The organism is Paenibacillus sp. W4I10 (assembly GCF_030816325.1).
GTDB classification, from domain to species: domain Bacteria; phylum Bacillota; class Bacilli; order Paenibacillales; family Paenibacillaceae; genus Paenibacillus; species Paenibacillus amylolyticus_B.
The window spans coordinates 383,107-399,379 of record NZ_JAUSXX010000001.1; the positions used below are offsets into that span (position 1 = coordinate 383,107).

16 protein-coding genes, 3 tRNA genes and 1 pseudogene are annotated in these 16,273 nt (G+C 44.4%); 16 read left to right on the top strand and 4 right to left on the bottom strand.

Translation table 11 applies throughout. The annotated features are described in order from the left end of the window. Positions 1-12 precede the first annotated feature (12 nt). The 10 genes from QF049_RS01610 to QF049_RS01655 all read left to right on the top strand — a co-directional run bounded on the left by QF049_RS01610 (position 13) and on the right by QF049_RS01655 (position 6,316). Positions 13-1,464, top strand: coding sequence for an ABC transporter substrate-binding protein (locus QF049_RS01610; RefSeq protein ID WP_307534355.1), 1,452 nt, complete (start codon positions 13-15; stop codon positions 1,462-1,464). A gap of 104 nt (positions 1,465-1,568) precedes the next feature. After that, the gene (locus QF049_RS01615) at positions 1,569-1,760 is read left to right on the top strand and encodes a hypothetical protein (protein WP_307543508.1); all 192 of its coding nucleotides are present in this window, start codon (positions 1,569-1,571) and stop codon (positions 1,758-1,760) included. 71 nt (positions 1,761-1,831) lie between these two features. Further along, a tRNA-Met gene (locus tag QF049_RS01620) sits at positions 1,832-1,905 on the top strand. Between the two features lie 56 nt (positions 1,906-1,961). After that, positions 1,962-2,035: transfer RNA gene (locus tag QF049_RS01625), tRNA-Ile, on the top strand. Positions 2,036-2,222: 187 nt separating this feature from the next. Next, entirely contained in the window at positions 2,223-2,648 is a 426-nt protein-coding gene (locus QF049_RS01630) for a hypothetical protein (RefSeq protein ID WP_307534358.1), read from the top strand. A 236-nt stretch (positions 2,649-2,884) separates the two neighbouring features. Then, on the top strand, positions 2,885-4,438 hold the full coding sequence (locus QF049_RS01635) for a tetratricopeptide repeat protein (protein ID WP_307534360.1): 1,554 nt from the start codon (positions 2,885-2,887) through the stop codon (positions 4,436-4,438). Between the two features lie 139 nt (positions 4,439-4,577). Continuing rightward, positions 4,578-4,745 (top strand): hypothetical protein, encoded by a 168-nt coding sequence (locus QF049_RS01640; protein ID WP_307534362.1) that lies wholly within the window; start codon positions 4,578-4,580, stop codon positions 4,743-4,745. A 168-nt stretch (positions 4,746-4,913) separates the two neighbouring features. After that, positions 4,914-5,588 carry a hypothetical protein gene (locus QF049_RS01645; RefSeq protein WP_307534364.1) on the top strand — a complete coding sequence of 225 codons (675 nt, stop codon included), beginning with the start codon at positions 4,914-4,916 and terminating at the stop codon, positions 5,586-5,588. A 116-nt stretch (positions 5,589-5,704) separates the two neighbouring features. Next, entirely contained in the window at positions 5,705-5,827 is a 123-nt protein-coding gene (locus QF049_RS01650; RefSeq protein WP_083679583.1) for a sporulation protein YjcZ, read from the top strand. 159 nt (positions 5,828-5,986) lie between these two features. After that, positions 5,987-6,316, top strand: coding sequence for a DUF1904 family protein (locus tag QF049_RS01655; RefSeq protein ID WP_091028528.1), 330 nt, complete (start codon positions 5,987-5,989; stop codon positions 6,314-6,316). A 41-nt stretch (positions 6,317-6,357) separates the two neighbouring features. Here the strand turns inward: QF049_RS01655 and QF049_RS01660 are convergent, their stop codons facing one another. Together QF049_RS01660 and QF049_RS01665 are read right to left on the bottom strand one after the other, a co-directional pair. Continuing rightward, positions 6,358-7,581 carry an MFS transporter gene (locus QF049_RS01660; protein ID WP_307534367.1) on the bottom strand — a complete coding sequence of 408 codons (1,224 nt, stop codon included), beginning with the start codon at positions 7,579-7,581 and terminating at the stop codon, positions 6,358-6,360. Between the two features lie 144 nt (positions 7,582-7,725). Beyond that, a complete protein-coding gene (locus QF049_RS01665; protein ID WP_124116435.1) occupies positions 7,726-7,914 on the bottom strand; it encodes a DUF6199 family natural product biosynthesis protein in 189 nt (62 codons plus the stop codon). A 313-nt stretch (positions 7,915-8,227) separates the two neighbouring features. On the opposite strand from QF049_RS01665, the gene QF049_RS01670 reads away from it, so the two are divergent. The 3 genes and pseudogenes from QF049_RS01670 to QF049_RS01680 all read left to right on the top strand — a co-directional run bounded on the left by QF049_RS01670 (position 8,228) and on the right by QF049_RS01680 (position 10,728). Beyond that, entirely contained in the window at positions 8,228-9,376 is a 1,149-nt protein-coding gene (locus tag QF049_RS01670) for a sensor histidine kinase (protein WP_307534372.1), read from the top strand. 182 nt (positions 9,377-9,558) lie between these two features. Further along, positions 9,559-10,031: pseudogene (gene tnpA / locus QF049_RS01675) on the top strand (IS200/IS605 family transposase). Positions 10,032-10,245: 214 nt separating this feature from the next. Next, positions 10,246-10,728 carry a NucA/NucB deoxyribonuclease domain-containing protein gene (locus QF049_RS01680; RefSeq protein WP_307534374.1) on the top strand — a complete coding sequence of 161 codons (483 nt, stop codon included), beginning with the start codon at positions 10,246-10,248 and terminating at the stop codon, positions 10,726-10,728. 197 nt (positions 10,729-10,925) lie between these two features. Here the strand turns inward: QF049_RS01680 and QF049_RS01685 are convergent, their stop codons facing one another. Beyond that, complete coding sequence (locus QF049_RS01685) at positions 10,926-11,150, bottom strand: hypothetical protein (RefSeq protein ID WP_017687353.1); 225 nt, start codon at positions 11,148-11,150, stop codon at positions 10,926-10,928. A 207-nt stretch (positions 11,151-11,357) separates the two neighbouring features. Here QF049_RS01685 and QF049_RS01690 point away from each other — a divergent pair, with 207 nt between their 5' ends. The 3 genes from QF049_RS01690 (at position 11,358) to QF049_RS01700 (ending at position 15,329) form a co-directional block, all read left to right on the top strand. Next, positions 11,358-11,807 carry a general stress protein gene (locus QF049_RS01690; protein WP_124116048.1) on the top strand — a complete coding sequence of 150 codons (450 nt, stop codon included), beginning with the start codon at positions 11,358-11,360 and terminating at the stop codon, positions 11,805-11,807. Positions 11,808-12,042: 235 nt separating this feature from the next. Beyond that, positions 12,043-12,128: transfer RNA gene (locus QF049_RS01695), tRNA-Leu, on the top strand. 279 nt (positions 12,129-12,407) lie between these two features. Next, positions 12,408-15,329 (top strand): insulinase family protein, encoded by a 2,922-nt coding sequence (locus QF049_RS01700; protein WP_307534376.1) that lies wholly within the window; start codon positions 12,408-12,410, stop codon positions 15,327-15,329. A gap of 152 nt (positions 15,330-15,481) precedes the next feature. On the opposite strand, the gene QF049_RS01705 is transcribed toward QF049_RS01700, so the two are convergent. After that, complete coding sequence (locus QF049_RS01705; RefSeq protein WP_017687366.1) at positions 15,482-16,189, bottom strand: helix-turn-helix domain-containing protein; 708 nt, start codon at positions 16,187-16,189, stop codon at positions 15,482-15,484. Positions 16,190-16,273 lie beyond the last annotated feature (84 nt).

Consider the following 16,273-nt stretch of genomic DNA (forward strand, 5'->3'; position numbering starts at 1 on the left):
GGGAATTGGGAAATGAAGAACAGGTTGTGGGGAAAACGTGTGCTGGCTGTCATGGCTACTGCGACGCTAGCATTGCCGCTGATTGCTGGCTGTACGGCAAGTGAGGCGAAAGATACAGAGCAACGTGTATTACGTGTGGCTACAATGTGGGGAGGGCAAGACGACAGTTATTTCCGTCAACAGTTTACTGATGCTTTTGAGCTGACCCATCCCAATGTAACCATTGAGATTGTAGCTGCCGTTGATCAGAGCAGCATGTATGGGTATGGCAACACCGAAGAACAGCCGGAAGTTCCGGATACGATGGAAAGTCTGAAGAAGATTATGACTGGCGATAACCCGGTTGACGTCATCGTGGCGGATACCTCTACTGTCAAATCATTAATTCAGGAGAATCTGGTGAAACAGCTGGACCCATTAATGCAAGAAGATAAGTTTGATACCACTGACATTGTTCCTAGTGTGCTGGAGGGTATCAAAGATCTGGGGGATCAGAGCATCTATGCATTGACACCAACGTTCTCATCTTCGGCTTTGTTCTATAACAAGGGCATGTTTGAAAAAGCAGGTGTGGAACCGCCAACGGACAATATGACTTGGGACGATATCTTCAATCTGGGTACCCGACTTACAAAAGGCGAGGGTAAAGATCACGTATTTGGTTTCGCCTTCACGACATATCAGGGTGGTTCGCCTTATTACTCCATGCAGCAGTACTACAGCGCGTTGCAGCTGAAGACGTTTGATGACAAAGCAGAGAAGATGACAGTAGATTCTCCTCAATGGGAGAAAGTGTGGAGCACCATCAGCAAACTTGCGATTGACAAAGTTATTCCTAAAGGCGACGAACCACAGGATCAAAATCCGAGTGGACGTTATGATCCAGTACAGGGTGACCTGTTCCTGAGCGGCAAGGCAGCCATGGCTATTGGTGATTACAGCTATATTAATCAATTAATTGATGCCAATAAAAACGCGGATAAAATGAAAGACTTTACGAAAGTAGATTGGGATGTGGTAACACCTCCAGTTCACCCGGAAGCTCCTGAAATTGGAGGCAGCATCTACCTGAGCAACCTCATGGCGATTAATAGTTCGGCTCAGAACCCGGATGATGCGTGGGAACTGATTAAGTACATGAACAGTGAGGACTGGGCTAAGATCAAAGCACGTAGCAGCTATGAGATGGTATCCCGGAAGAGCTTCATCAAGCCAAAAGATGGCTTGGATTACAACATTCAAGCATTCTATGCACTGAAGCCGATTCCGCCAACAAATACCAATCTGGATAAAATGTATCAAAAATCCCCAGGCTTATGGCAAGTAAATGAAAAAGGTATGGAATATTTCAACCAAGTAATAGAGAACAAAAAGACACCAAAAGAAGCACTTGGTGAGTGGGCAGCTAAAGGAAACGAGATGCTGGAGAAATTAAAAAAGGATCCTAAAGCTACGTTCCAATGAGATTTGATGAAGTAGTCATATCATGATAAGGATAGCCGCTGAAGATTTTAATCTTTGGCGGCTATTTTTATGAAAATGGGGTATTCTACAAAAAGAAGGAATAAATGACGACTTCGGAAAGGACGAGCGGTATGCACTGGGTATATTTCAGCAAGTTGTATGCAACCAAATTTCAGGCAGGATGTCTGGCCAAACGTATGGAACAGGACGGATGGATCTATGGTCACAATGAACCGGCAGAAGTCGAAGTGTATCGTTCACGCAAAGGTCGTTATGGTGTACGTTTTATTCCCTGACATTACCCCTTGACTTATTAGGGTAGTATGGTGTATATTAATTAAGTCGCTGTTTTAATATTTCTTACTGACGCGGGGTGGAGCAGCCCGGTAGCTCGTCGGGCTCATAACCCGAAGGCCGCAGGTTCAAATCCTGCCCCCGCAATTTAGTTTCACTTGGATGATCCACAGCCATCATCTGCACGTTATACATTATGTCTAGGGCCCTTAGCTCAGTTGGTTAGAGCGGTCGGCTCATAACCGATTGGTCACAGGTTCGAGTCCTGTAGGGCCCATACTCTTGAAACCCTTGCCGAGCAAGGGTTTTTTTCTGTCTTCATATAGGTGCTGGACCAAAAGGTAACTTGTTATCATCATCAAGGAATTGTTGGTATGCCCTTTTTTGTGCATCTCAATGTATGTCCATGCCGTATATCAAATCTCGCATATACTATCCTATCCCACACACAGGAGGTAGATTTCATGAGTCAATTTATTGATGCAAGAACCTCGCAGAATGCGAGTTTGGCAGGATCAATCTCCATACCAATCCTTGTAGTTAACACGCCTCAGTTATTTGGACAGATTGGTTTGATAACCACTGCTGGCATTGGAGCAAACCCACGGGTTCAGTTCAAGGGTACCGTATCTGTGCAACTCCCATTAGCTCTCGCTGGTATAACGATCACCATTGTCAGAGGAACTGCGCCAACAGACCCCGTAATTTACTCTGCAACGTCTACGTTTAACTTGAGCGTCCTCGCACCTCAGATTATTACCTTCTCTGGGGATGACTTCAATCCGCCTATCACGCCTCAATTGACGTACACTGCATTTATCAGTTCCAACTTGCTCGGTACGATCCGTGTAGGCCCTGAGAACTTTGATGGAGTCTTGTTTTCCGATTAATGTTGAGCTCACTTACTCCAAAGTGAATTAGAGCAATCAGTTTTAAATGAAGGAAATCACAGGCCTGCCCTCAAAAGCAGGTTTTTTTCTTGGTTAAGGGGAAAACTGAACTTCATCGAGTAGGTAGGGTTCTATGATATAATGCATTACAGAGATTGAATGGTATTGGACATAAAATAGTACGTGAACATCTTGGAAACGTATGAAATTAGTGATAGAAAGCAGGTTTCCGTTTAATGACGTCAAATGAAAGTCAACGTTTTCGTTACAGTGAAGCTCCGGTCTGGGATTGGCAGAGGGCTTATTATGAACAGAAGGGGCTACAAGCTTGGACAGAGAACCAAGTCCCTCAATATATTACGAGTAATCCGATGATTGCCACGGCGTATGCAGAGATGATCTTTGGCTTTCTTCAGGACCTCTCGAACAAAGGAAAGATCAGCGAGACCGTAACCATTCTTGAACTTGGAGCGGGTGTAGGGCGTTTGGCACACCAAATTCTCCTGAAACTGCTTGAGTTAAAGGAATTTGCTGGAATACAGTTACCGCCTTTCAGATATGTGATGACGGATCTGGTAGCGGAGAATGTGCTGGGTTGGCAGGAGCATCCATCCATGCAATCCTTTATTCAACAAGGCATAGTGGATTTTGCACGTTTTGATGCTGTAGCGGATACGGAATTGAATCTGGTCGTTGCAGGAACGGTTATTCGACCCGGTGATCTGAAACAACCGTTGTTGTTGATTGCCAATTACTTTTTTGACAGCATCCCACAGGAACTAATCTATATTGGGGATGGCGAGATATATGAATGTGATCTGCTTGTTCAGTCTCCGGATCATCGTGAACTTGATCCCGCTGAGATGCTGAAGAATATGACGCTGAGTTATGGGTATCGCCGGGCGCCCGAATACAGTGCAGATAACTATCCGTATTCGGAGCTGATCACATTGTACAAGGCAGAGCTGGAGGATTCACATATTCTTTTTCCTGCCATCGGCTTGTCCTGTCTTGAACGGTTGAACAAATTGTCACAGTCAGGTTATGTGTTGATTACCGCTGATAAAGGGGATCATCGTCTGGATAACTGGAAGTTCGCAGAGCCACCTGAATTTGTTCTTCACGGGAGTTTTTCGCTAACTGCTAACTACCATGCCATTCAATATGTCTTGGAACAACAGGGTGCCCATACACGATTCACAACACATCATTATAAAGACCTGAATGTTGGGTGCATGTTGATGTTGGACGAACCCATCAGCTATGTGAACACACGTTTGGCCTACCATCGATTTGTTGAACGTTTTGGCCCGGATGACTTTTTCAGCATGAAACAATGGGTAGATCAACGGATAGAAAGTATGGAGTTGAAGCATATTTTACCGTTTTGGCGTCTGGGCGGGTACGATGCTGAGTTCTTGATTCACAGTGCGACGCACATCTCCAGTCTTCTTCCTGATGCAAGTGATGAGGAAATGCTGGATATTCAGTCTGGTATTCATACGATGTGGTCGTCCTACTATGTGATGGAGCAGCAAGGAGGTCTCGCATTTCTGGCAGGGCAGCTATTATATGAGATGTATATGTATGAGGATGCAAAACGGTTTCTGGAGATATCGTTGGTTGCAGATCCGAGTAACCATAATCCAGCCGTCTTATACGATTTGGCTGTGTGCTGTTATGAACTTGAACTGGAAGAAGAAACACTGTCATATACCCATAAGGTACTGGCTTTAGAACCTGATCATGAAGAGGCAGCAGCGTTACTTCAGAGTTTTGAGTTGATCTGAACGGAACAATTGAAGTCTTGTCTCCTATATGTCTAGAAGTAGTGATGGTTGTATATAAAATTGAAACTTAATTGGGGTGTAATCGTATTAATGGGATATTCAACCAATTATTTCTATAGTACATAAAGGAGATAGAGCTATGAAGAAAATGTTATCCGTTGCATTATATCCACTTGCTTGGGTGCTGGGGGCACTGAGTATCTTATCTGGAAATGCAAACAGTGTCCTTTTGGTGAAAGATATCGCTACAGATCGAAGCTATGATGGGCAGGCTATCTATGATAGTATTGAACGTAGAAATGCCTAACTACATATCATTGAACTGTAAAGGTAATTGTTTCACCGAGCATTAACATGAGAAGCACTTACTCTTGAAGCGAAGTACGATGAGCTGTTCTGACCGTACAACCTTTAAGCCGGTTTTGTACCTTATTCAGGTATGAACCGGCTTTTATTTATGAATGGGGGATACCGGATGAAGATTATCATTGGACAACCGAGGCTGGAACAGCATGTGCTGCAGCTTGAAGCCGAACTCAAGCAACACCCTGATGCGGATGTGTTGTTCTTTCCTGAAGGATATCTGAACCAGAATGTCGAAGACGCTTGCCGCCTGGCAGCTGCATATGGAACCATGATTGTAACAGGTCATCGCAGACTGGACGAACGTCCGAAGGACCGATCAATCATCATCAGTAAGGCTGGAGAGATTGTATTGGAGAAAGCTAAATATACACCTGCTGAGATGGTTGAGGAACAAGGCTGGGTGATAAGCACTTTGTTGTGTGATGAGCTGGTCCTGCAAGGATTTCGCAACGAGAATTTAGGAAGCGTGGACATTGTGATGCATTCCATTGGTGTGGGTATGTTCAGTGAAGGGCAGTACAGTGAGTGGGTTGAAGAGGCACGTAAGATCGCTTTACAGCATCGATGTGTTGTCATGGGGACAAGCCATGCGGATGGTTCGTACCGTGATAGCAAGATCTCCATTCCGATCGCCTATTGTATAACACCTGATGGAGAGGTTGTTCTGGCATCCCGAAGTGATACACGTACTCGTACAATCCTACTGGACAGAGGAAGTATAGACCCTTCACCTCAGGAGTCACAAGAAAAACAACTGAAAATCTCCATCGACTCATCTGGTTAAGTTACCAAGCATGAAACCCGTATGAATGGGCTGATGAACTTTCCGATTCGCCCGGTCACTTGCGCGTAATACGCATATGTTATGGCATACCTTGAAATTCAAAGGAGGCCAATCAAATGAGTCAAGTTGGATACGGTTGTGGCAATGTTGGTGGATTCGGCGGCGGATGGACTTCTACAAGTGCAATTCTTGTGCTTTTCATCCTGCTCGTGATCATCACAAAATCTTTCTGGCTGTAAGTCACGTATAGAAACGTGCAAACAGTGGCTCCGCTGAGACTTCAGCGGGGCTTTTCCTGTTTATAAGAAGCAACATATGCCATCCATGACATTTGACAACTGAAAACAATGTGCTTAAAATCACATAAGAGACTATTAACAGAGATTGAAGGGATAGCAATGCCGTTTATTCGCTTTAAAGGATTCACAGGTCCTCAGCTAGAGGAAGTTGTACCCCAAATTACAGAGCAGATGGCCCTAATTACTCATATTCCAAGGGAGAGAATGAAGGCAGAGCGTCATGATGTACAAGCGCTAACACCTTCTCCGGCTTCTATAGAGATTCTGATGTTTCAACGTGACCAGGAGATTCATAATCGGATTGCATCGTCGGTGCAAGCTATTTTGGAAGAAGCATACATGCCGGATGTGCATATTTTCTTCAATATATTGTCACCTAATTTGTATTATAAAAAAGGCAGGCCGCTGACCGATTATCGATTGGATTGAGATTGTGAGGGACGAGCAGAATGTTGCTCGTCTCTTTTGATTTACATATTTTTCGTATGTTTAACAATGGGCTGGTTCCTGTGAACCCTGTTCAACGATAATGAGCATAACGCAGACACAATAAACAAGACTCCACCGATAAGGTATACCCATCGAACACCCAGTTGATCAGCGACTAGACCAAAGATGACTATGGATACACTCATTACCGCGGGTATTAGGACGCCATGGGTGGCGTATACCTTGGTTAGAGATTCGAGAGGTACACTGTTCTGAAGCGCTATCTGCTGAGCCACATCACGAATCTGATGAACTGGACCCATGAGTATGCATAACACCAGAGCGAGCCATGGCAGGTTGTTTAGACCATAAACTACGGTCAGCAGGCTGAAGAGAAGAGAACCCATGGTCATACTAGCGATTAGATGCTTCTGAATACGTTTGGCCAGTGCAAGAGCCAGAATACCTCCAAGCATGGTTCCAGCAGCGTAACTCGAGTTCATGAGTCCCCACCAACCTTCTCCTCGTCCCAGAGCTTCTTTTGCAAAGGCCAGCGTAACAGCTCCGATCCAGATGGAGCCCGTAAGTGCCTGGGCAATGTCCATAAGCGTAATCAGTCGTAATGATGGATTCTTCCAAAGTATACTCCAACCTTCCCTAAATACTTTCCGCGATACAGCAGATTTGTGGGGTTGTTCTACATTCCGTGTGAGCGATCCCATGGTAATCATGAAGATCAGAACGGCCCAGGACAGGCTTGTAGCTGCCCAGAAGGTCTGTGCCGCCCCCCAGTTCATCACGGCGAATCCCGTCATGGCATAACCGACAATGGTTACAGTCTGATTGGAGACGGATAGTAGGCTATTTGCTTTTATAAGATCTTCACCTTGAACCAATTGTGGCGTTAAAGTCTTCAGTAACGGGGTTTCCCATCCGTCCAAAAAGGATAGTATGACCACTGCGAGCAATAAAAGCGGCAATTGTGAAATCAAGTGATTCAACGAAATGGCTATACAGGTCATGATTAATGTTTTGGCTATGGAAATGCGGATCAATAGTTTGGAGAATGGGAAATGGTTCACAAGTAATGGCAAAGTGAAACTTGCTGTTATACGTGTAATGATCTGAATTAGTGGAAACATTGCAGCATAGAGTACCGATCCAGTGTGACTGTAAATAAACGTAGTAATGACCATGATATATATGACATTAATAAGCGAGAGCAGCGTTTTGGCGGCCCAATACGGATAAAATGCGATGTTCATGCCAATGATGTCCTTTCCGAAACGATATATCTATATTACGGGCATTGTCATCATTGCACCACAAACAAAGTTATCATTTTCCCGTCATTTCAGCTCAAAAAAAGAAACTGCCCAACAGGGCAGTCATCTTCTAATGGTTATAGTTCATGCCATGGTGAGTGTGAAGGCGATAAGTAACATCAGCAGGCTGGTCGTTCTCACCATCGTCATATAAGGCCTGCTGGGTTCGGCCTCACCGCGGAAAATCCAGCCATAGCGCAGATACCAGCCGAATTTTGGGAAACAGAAATTGATGATACAGAGTACCATGAATATAAAAAAGAGGGTTCTCATACCCATCTTCCTTTCTTACTTACATAACGAATCTCATCTTAACGTTTGCGTCTGGTAAAAAAGACTACAATCAAAATGATAATGATGATAATTAACAGAAATTTCATGTATGTTCCTCCTAATGAGTAGTTAGGTTATTGTGTAATGTTAATTATCAACTATTACCCAAGAACCACATGACTTGAATAACTGTGTTACAATTAAAATATATTGATTTAATATCAACACATTCCGTTTGGTTAGTTTTCTCTCCTTATAATGTACGATTGCAGAATATATAAACATTAATGTGTGTGAGATGAAGGAGGAAGGCATGAGCCAACATAATCAACTCTCATTACAATGGGAATTTATCATCTCGAAAGTGAAGTCCTCCGTGACGGTGGTCGATGCTACCTTGCCTGAGCTTCCGCTCATGTATGTAAACGAACACTTTACCCAACTGACAGGATACACGTATGAAGAGTCTGTCGGACACAATTGCCGATTTTTGCAAGGGCAGGATACAGACCCCGAAACGGTAATGCAGATTCGTGATGCATTAAAGAAACAACAGTCCATTAAGATTGATATCTTAAATTATACAAAAAGTGGCCAGAAGTTCTGGAACGAACTGAATATTGACCCGATCTTTAATGAATCCGGAGAGTGTTTATATTTTGTAGGCATTCAATACGATATCTCAGAACGGAAGTATGCCGAACAACAGTTGAAGTTCGCAACTTCCATGGCTGAGATGAACAGCAGAGGGCAATTGGAATTCATCGGAAAGCTAAATCACGAGCTTCGTACCCCGCTTAACGGCATTATGGGCATGATCGAACTTGCCAGTATGGGTGAAACTACGGATGAGCAGAAAGAATATCTGGAGCTTGCACGTCAATCAGGTGAGGCGCTGCTTAGCATCATTAACAATAGCCTGGATATGGCGAAACTGGGCAGAGGCAAAATGGATGTTGAAAACATTGAGTTTCAACCATTGAAGCTAATTCAACAGATTGTGAAGACACATGAACCTGCCGCACAGAATAAACACATACGTTTGCTCTGTCATGCTGATCTGAATGTTCCTGATGTGCTTATCGGTGATCCGCTAAGACTTCGGCAGGTACTGGATAATTTGCTGAGTAATGCGGTCAAGTTCACAGAACAAGGTGAAGTGCAGTTACAGGTTGATGTGAGGCAACAAATCATGGATACCATAGTTTTGGTATTCTCTGTGCGTGATACGGGAATTGGCATTCCTCAGCATCAGATCGAACAATTGTTTGATGCGTTTACCCAGACCGACATCTCCCATGCGCGCCGATTTGGCGGAAGCGGTCTTGGTCTGACCATCTGCAAAGAACTGCTGGAACTGATGAATGGTCAGATTTCGGTGGAGAGTACAGAAGGGAAAGGTACACAGTTTGAGGTGACACTGCCCTTGCTGCGCCACCAGGCCATTCCCAATGTAGGATAATCAAGCAGGACAGCCGGGCGGTCTCGGCTGTTTTTTTTATTTATGGCTTTAGCCAGTTGAGTGCGTGTAACGCGCGAAACAAAAAACCACCCGCTATGCGGGTGGAGGGACCTGAGGTTTGACCACCAAGACCATTCCGATAAAATTGAGATGTTCAGGCTCAAAGAAAGGAATGGTCTTCAATGGCAAACAAGAGCTACAGCCTAGCTCACACAAAGTGGATGTGCAAATACCACATTGTATTCACCCCGAAGTATAGACGGAAAGAAATCTATAATCAAGTGAGAAAAGACTTAATCGAAATTTTTAGACGTCTATGTAAGTACAAGGGAGTAGAAATTATAGAAGGTCATATGATGCCCGATCATGTTCACATGTTGGTAGCGATTCCACCGAAAATAGCTGTCTCAACGTTCATGGGATATCTAAAGGGAAAAAGTTCGCTCATGATCTTCGAGAAGCATGCCCAGCTCAAGTATAAATACGGCAATCGAAAGTTTGGGCAGAAGGGTACTATATGAGTACAGTGGGTCTAAATGAAGCAACGGTAAGAAAGTATATTCGTGAGCAAGAAGCACATGATCAAGCGTTAGATAAGCTGAGTGTAAAAGAATACGAAGATCCATTCAGCAGTAATCGGAGCAAAAAGAAGTAAGACCAGTTTAACTGGTAAGTGAAAGTGACAAATAACACTGAGCCTGAACAGCCCTGCTGTCAGGCTAGCGTCTTTAGGCGCAGTTTGGCAACAGGGGGTTATACCCCAAGAGCAAACCACCCGTTGGACGGGTGGTCCTGATTTACATTTTATTGGATTGTTTTACGAACGGGCGTTCTGTTATAATGCAAGTGTTGAATGGGGGAGACACAGCATGAGTAAGAGACGCACTGGACGAAAACGAAAAGGTAAACAAGGCTTCAAAAAGCAGGTACTGACACTGGTAGCGATGCTGCTGGTAGCCCTCTACGCCTGGGCAGGGGGAGAATGGCCGGAGGAGATACCTAATCCATTCGGAGGGGTTAATAAGAGTGTGGACCACACCATTACGTTCCCTTCAGAGCGCTATCCCGAAACAGCCAATCATATTAAAGCTGCCATTAAGGCAGGGCATTCGGATGTATGCACCATTGATCGTAGTGGAGCTGAAGGCAATCGGGATCTATCACTCAAGGGTGTTCCGGTCAAAAAAGGTAAGGATCGTGACGAGTGGCCTATGGCGATGTGCGCTGAGGGAGGCACAGGTGCAGATATCCAGTACATTACCCCGAAGGATAATCGCGGTGCGGGTTCATGGGTAGGGAATCAGTTAAGTACATATCCGGATGGAACACGAGTGAAGTTTGTAGTGAAGTAACAACAGGATATGGGTGGGCAGAAACAATGATAGTAGGGCCTTTGTTGTGAGGTAAGTGGCGGTATGTTACAGGATAAGTAGAAGAGAAAAACCAGACGTGCATGCGTCTGGTTTTTTGGTATAAAGTGCTGGCATAAATAGATCTAGTTAACGTATTTTTTTATAAGGGAAGTGAGTTTCTAGAATTACAGATCCGACTATACGAGTTGCATTCCGCTTAAATGATGAGACCGGATGCTTAACAGACGTGTAACATGTTCAACCTCATCAAACGGAATCCACAGACTTCCGTGAACGGTACGTAAGGAGAGAATGGATGTATCAGCGGTGCGCTCGGGAAAACCGGTTACCGTCTGACCGCTTGTATTACGAACCATAATCTGTTGCTTGCGCCGGATGGCAATTTCTACCTCTTTTTTCATAAGTCATTGCTCCTGATTATGAGATGTTAAATCCATATGTCAATGTTTTCAATGGTTAATTTGTCTTCTTTATCTAGTCTATCAGAACTAGGTATAGATTTCCAGAAGAGAAATCAACAATCTTCTAGGTGATTTGTCATAGCTGGCGTGTATCCGTTTTTGAATGGGCATTACGGGGTTATATTAGGGTAAAAGGAGGGGAACGGAATGACACAATTGATTATTGGGCTGGCCCGTACCGAAAACGAGGCTATATTGATGCTGAATCAGGTGAAAGAGGAAGGCATCAAGGATAAATATTTAGGAGCGGTGGCAAAGGAGCAGCTTAATCTGGAGCTGGTGAGCGAAAAGACGGGGTTGCCCAAACCTCTGAAGGGTGCCGGAACAGATGGTGCCTTTGGCGCTCTGAAAGGCATATTGGCTGGTCTGGGGAAGCGAATGGATCAGACGATGTCGATCGGAAATGCAGTGCGCAGGCTCGCTGGTAATGAGATTGGGAGTGAGACTGATGATTTGGTGCTTACACTGACTGAAGCGGGGATCTCGGAGGAGGATGCGCGGTATTACGAAGATTGGCTGTTAAAGGACCATATCTTGGTTATCGTGGAGTGTAGTGAGGAAGAAGCGGCTCGTGTTCGACCTATTTTACTTTTTTAGTTTAATTTAAGGCTGATTTTAGGTTTCTTTAATGTTGGGGAGGTATTCTTATCTCACACCTCCCTTAATATAGATTGGTTTACCGGAAGTCCGGGACCGCAACTCGGACTTTCTAGGCACTGTGAGCTGACGCTTGCAGTGCCTGTTTCATTTTTTTATTATTTTTAATAAAAGGTGTTGCAAAGTTAATTAGTTCATGGTAAGATATTTCTTGTCGCCAAGAAATAATATCCATGCCGGGGTGGCGGAATTGGCAGACGCACAGGACTTAAAATCCTGCGGTAGGTGACTACCGTACCGGTTCGATCCCGGTCCTCGGCATCTTAAAAAGAAAAGATCGCATGACGCTTGTTAACCAAGCTGCATGCGATCTTTTTTTATGTTCTTTAATATCAATGTCACTTCATTGTAGACCACATCACCATGCAGCTCATAAACATAAACCCTACATAATACATATCAGAAGGTACATTTATCTGACTTTTATGAAGAGACGGAACAATGGTGTATACTATCCGTAGGCATATATTACCTTTACCTTGCTGAACGATATAGTCACAAAACCAATAAAACAATCTTATGGACGGAGGACTCAAGTTTATGATGAAACAGCTTAAGCCATACAAGGTGTTACAGGAGCGCAGAATCGAAGAATTGAAATCGGATGCGTATCTGTTGGAACATCAGAAATCCGGAGCCAAAATTGTACTTTTGTCCAATCAGGACGACAACAAAGTATTCAGTATCGGTTTCCGCACACCTCCGGAAGACAATTCAGGGGTAGCCCATATCCTCGAACACTCCGTGCTCTGTGGGTCCAAGAAATTTCCGGCCAAGGATTCTTTTGTTGAGTTGCTGAAAGGTTCATTGAATACATTCCTTAACGCCATGACGTATCCCGATAAGACGATCTATCCGATCGCGAGTCGTAATGATCATGACTTCCATAACCTAATGGATATATATCTGGATGCGGTATTAAATACAAATATTTATGAGAATGAAAAGATATTTTTGCAAGAGGGCTGGAACTACAACCTGACCTCTGCTGACGATGAGTTAACCTACAACGGAGTTGTATATAACGAGATGAAGGGTGCCTTTTCTTCACCGGAACGAATGGTGCGCAGAGAAGTGCTGAACTCCCTTTTCCCGGATACCACTTATTCCTCCGAGTCTGGCGGGTTCCCGGAAGCTATCCTGGATCTGACCTATCAGGGGCTGCTGGATTTCCACACGAGATACTATCATCCTTCCAACAGTTACATCTATCTCTACGGGGATATGGATATGGAAGAGAAGCTGCAATGGCTTGATGAGAACTACCTTAGTGCATATGATCGAATCGATATTGATTCGGCCATTCAACTTCAACCTGCCTTTGCAGAACGGGTAGACACAGTTAAGACTTACTCTGCGGGAAGTACGGAATCGGAAGTGGATAACAGCTTCTTGACCTATAACGCGGTGATCGGCACAAGTCTGGACAAGGAACTGAACATTTCGTTCCAAATTCTGTTATACGCCCTGCTGAACGCTCCGGGAGCGGTATTGAAACAGGCTTTGCTGGATAAAGGAATTGCGAAGGACGTCTATGGTTCGTATGATGACAGCCTGTATCAGCCTGTGTTCACTGTGGGACTGAAGAAGAGTAATCTAGCGAGCAAAGAGGATTTCCTGGGAACGGTCAAAGAAGTGCTTGAGCGTGTGGTAAAAGAAGGCTTTGATCCAAAAGCGCTGCTTGCTGGAATTAACTCGTATGAGTTCAATCACAGGGAAGCGGACTATGGCAGAATGCCGAAAGGCCTGATCTACGGATTCTCCTCCCTGCAAAGCTGGTTGTACGATGAAGAAGCACCTTTCACTCATTTGGAAGCCAATGACGTATTTGCTGAACTGCGGACAAAAATGAACGAAGGTTACTTCGAGCAACTGATTGAGAAATATATTTTGCAGAACACACATACTTCTTTTGTGGCGCTTACCCCGGATAAGGGGCTGAACTCACGCAAGGAGGAAGCATTGAAAGAACGTCTGAAAACTATTCAGTCCGGTCTTAGTGAGGAAGAAGTTCAGACGTTGATTCAGAAAACAGAAGCACTCGCCGAGTATCAGAATACACCTTCAACCAAAGAGCAGCAGCAGGTCATTCCGACGTTATCGATTGAAGATATTGAACCAAAAGCCTCTACGTTGCATCAAACGGTGAACCAGGTCGACGGCACAACCATTCTCCATCATAACCTTTACACCAACGGAATTGGTTATCTGAGACTGCTGTTTGATATCAAAGAAGTGCCACGTCATCTCCTGCCGTATGCAGGATTGCTGAAAAATGTACTGGGTTACGTGGATACTCAAAACTACTCGTTCAATGAACTGTCCAATGAAATCCATATCCATTCGGGCGGTATTCATAGCGGGATTGGATCTTATGCCAACGCGCATAAGCACAATGAATTCAAGGCTACCTATGAGTTCAACGCAAAAGTGTTATATGACAAGCTTGGATTTGCCTTTGATATGATCAAAGAAATTGTGTTCACATCCCGATTCGATAATTCGAAGCGATTGTATGAGATCATCTCTCAGATGAAAGGTAATCTGCAACGTAATCTGATCAATAGCGGACACTCTGCGGGAATTGGTCGGTCATCGTCCAAACATTCAGCGGTTGCGGATTTCAGAGAAGCTGTGAGTGGCATTGCCTTTTACCAGTGGCTTGAGGATCTTCAGGCGAATTTTGAGGCTAGAAAAGAAGAGTTATCTTCCAGCCTGCAAGAGTTAACGGGGTATATTTTCAGACCGGAGAACTTGCTTGTCAGTTACACTGCCGATGAGCAGGGATATGAAGGACTGGAACAACAGGTTTCCGATCTGAAAGCGAAGCTGTTCACACATGAGGTTGCCAAGGAAGAGTTTACGTTCACACCGGCTACTCATAAGGAAGGATTCCGTTCTCCTTCAGAGGTGCAGTACGTGGTGCAAACGGGTAATTATATCGACAAAGGATATCAATACACCGGTTCACTACGGGTTTTGCAGGGCATTCTATCCTTGGATTACTTGTGGACCAATATCCGCGCCAAAGGTGGAGCTTATGGCTGTATGTCAGGCTTCAGACGGAACGGAGACAGCTACGTTGCATCGTACCGTGATCCGAACCTGGATAAAACGTACAAAGTGTATGAAGAGATACCGCAATATTTAACCGATTTCCGGGCAGACGAGCGGGAAATGACACGTTACATCATTGGTGCGATCCAGGATCTAGATACGCCGAGAACACCTTATGGCGAAGGGGCATTCTCCCTGGAGTGTTATCTGTCGAATGTGACGGAAGCAGATCTGCAACAGGAACGTGACGAAGTGTTAAGCACAAAGGAAAGCGACATTATCGGTTTTGCTGAGCTTTTATCGGCCATACTTGAGCAGCAACAGCGCTGCGTGATCGGTAATGAGAACAAGATTGAGGAACAGAAGCAAATGTTTGACGAGACGCTGGATTTAATTAAAAACTAAGCGTTAGTCTCGCTTATTCCCGGATCGAATAGGCATCAAAGCGAAAGGCACTTTTATGAGCTGGTTTCAACAGCTTATAGAAGTGCCTTTTCTAATGGGGAGGGACTGTCTCCATCCCATATGATATGAGAATGTGTGACGCTCTGCGTTCTTCAGGTGACAGCAAGCATGTTGTATATTTTCAGGGTCCGCAGATCTTCCTTTGAGATTTTTAATTCATTATATAACTCCTGGTTCTCGGGCAGCGGGGTTCTGGAGAATAACATTTTGAGCGCGATAGGCATGAAAGGCCTGAAGGAGACACCTGCCATCAGTCCCCACTTTTTCTCCGATTCCTGAAAAGATGCCAGAATATTAATATATAGATTCTCCAGCGGCGTGGCCTGATTTTTCAAAATTAGCGTGGTCAGTGTATCATAATGCTCGGTGTGGCCCCAATACATATTCTCGCACTCTTGGTAGTTCTCAAAATCCTTCACATTCATATACATCACGGTGCGATAACGGTTGGCATCCGACTGAGCCATCATGTCAATGACACACCGAATGAGACTGTTGTTACGCCCGTCATAGAAGTAGGAATAGAAACGGGTTGAGTTCTTGAAAAAGCTGGACGGGACGGCATTCATCAGGGGAGATGCATGCCTCGGTTCTTGGTACAAGAGTTGCTCCACCTGAATGTTGAGCGCGTTCGCAATATGATGTAACGTGACCAGATCAAGTGTAATATCTCCGCTCTCATATTTGGATAACGTGCCCTTGCTCTTGAAGATCTGATCCGCAAGCTGTTGAATGGTCAGTCCCCGCCACTTCCGAAAGTTTCGTATTTTCTTGCCAACTTCCTGATTGATATTGTTCATAACCGGTTCTCCTTATGCCAATGTTTCTTGAGAGTACGTGAAAATGATGAAAGTCATTCATAAAATGATGTTATATGAGAAATA

Bases quoted from the DNA above. Each gene is read 5' to 3' on its own strand.
- QF049_RS01635 (WP_307534360.1), top strand. From the start codon at position 2,885: ATGACGTCAAATGAAAGTCAACGTTTTCGTTACAGTGAAGCTCCGGTC.
- QF049_RS01640 (WP_307534362.1), top strand. From the start codon at position 4,578: ATGAAGAAAATGTTATCCGTTGCATTATATCCACTTGCTTGGGTGCTG.
- QF049_RS01615 (WP_307543508.1), top strand. From the start codon at position 1,569: ATGACGACTTCGGAAAGGACGAGCGGTATGCACTGGGTATATTTCAGC.
- QF049_RS01700 (WP_307534376.1), top strand. From the start codon at position 12,408: ATGATGAAACAGCTTAAGCCATACAAGGTGTTACAGGAGCGCAGAATC.
- QF049_RS01645 (WP_307534364.1), top strand. From the start codon at position 4,914: ATGAAGATTATCATTGGACAACCGAGGCTGGAACAGCATGTGCTGCAG.
- QF049_RS01610 (WP_307534355.1), top strand. From the start codon at position 13: ATGAAGAACAGGTTGTGGGGAAAACGTGTGCTGGCTGTCATGGCTACT.
- QF049_RS01655 (WP_091028528.1), top strand. From the start codon at position 5,987: ATGCCGTTTATTCGCTTTAAAGGATTCACAGGTCCTCAGCTAGAGGAA.
- QF049_RS01705 (WP_017687366.1), bottom strand. From the start codon at position 16,189: ATGAACAATATCAATCAGGAAGTTGGCAAGAAAATACGAAACTTTCGG.
- QF049_RS01685 (WP_017687353.1), bottom strand. From the start codon at position 11,150: ATGAAAAAAGAGGTAGAAATTGCCATCCGGCGCAAGCAACAGATTATG.
- QF049_RS01650 (WP_083679583.1), top strand. From the start codon at position 5,705: ATGAGTCAAGTTGGATACGGTTGTGGCAATGTTGGTGGATTCGGCGGC.
- QF049_RS01630 (WP_307534358.1), top strand. From the start codon at position 2,223: ATGAGTCAATTTATTGATGCAAGAACCTCGCAGAATGCGAGTTTGGCA.
- QF049_RS01665 (WP_124116435.1), bottom strand. From the start codon at position 7,914: ATGAGAACCCTCTTTTTTATATTCATGGTACTCTGTATCATCAATTTC.
- QF049_RS01690 (WP_124116048.1), top strand. From the start codon at position 11,358: ATGACACAATTGATTATTGGGCTGGCCCGTACCGAAAACGAGGCTATA.
- QF049_RS01660 (WP_307534367.1), bottom strand. From the start codon at position 7,581: ATGAACATCGCATTTTATCCGTATTGGGCCGCCAAAACGCTGCTCTCG.
- QF049_RS01680 (WP_307534374.1), top strand. From the start codon at position 10,246: ATGAGTAAGAGACGCACTGGACGAAAACGAAAAGGTAAACAAGGCTTC.
- QF049_RS01670 (WP_307534372.1), top strand. From the start codon at position 8,228: ATGAGCCAACATAATCAACTCTCATTACAATGGGAATTTATCATCTCG.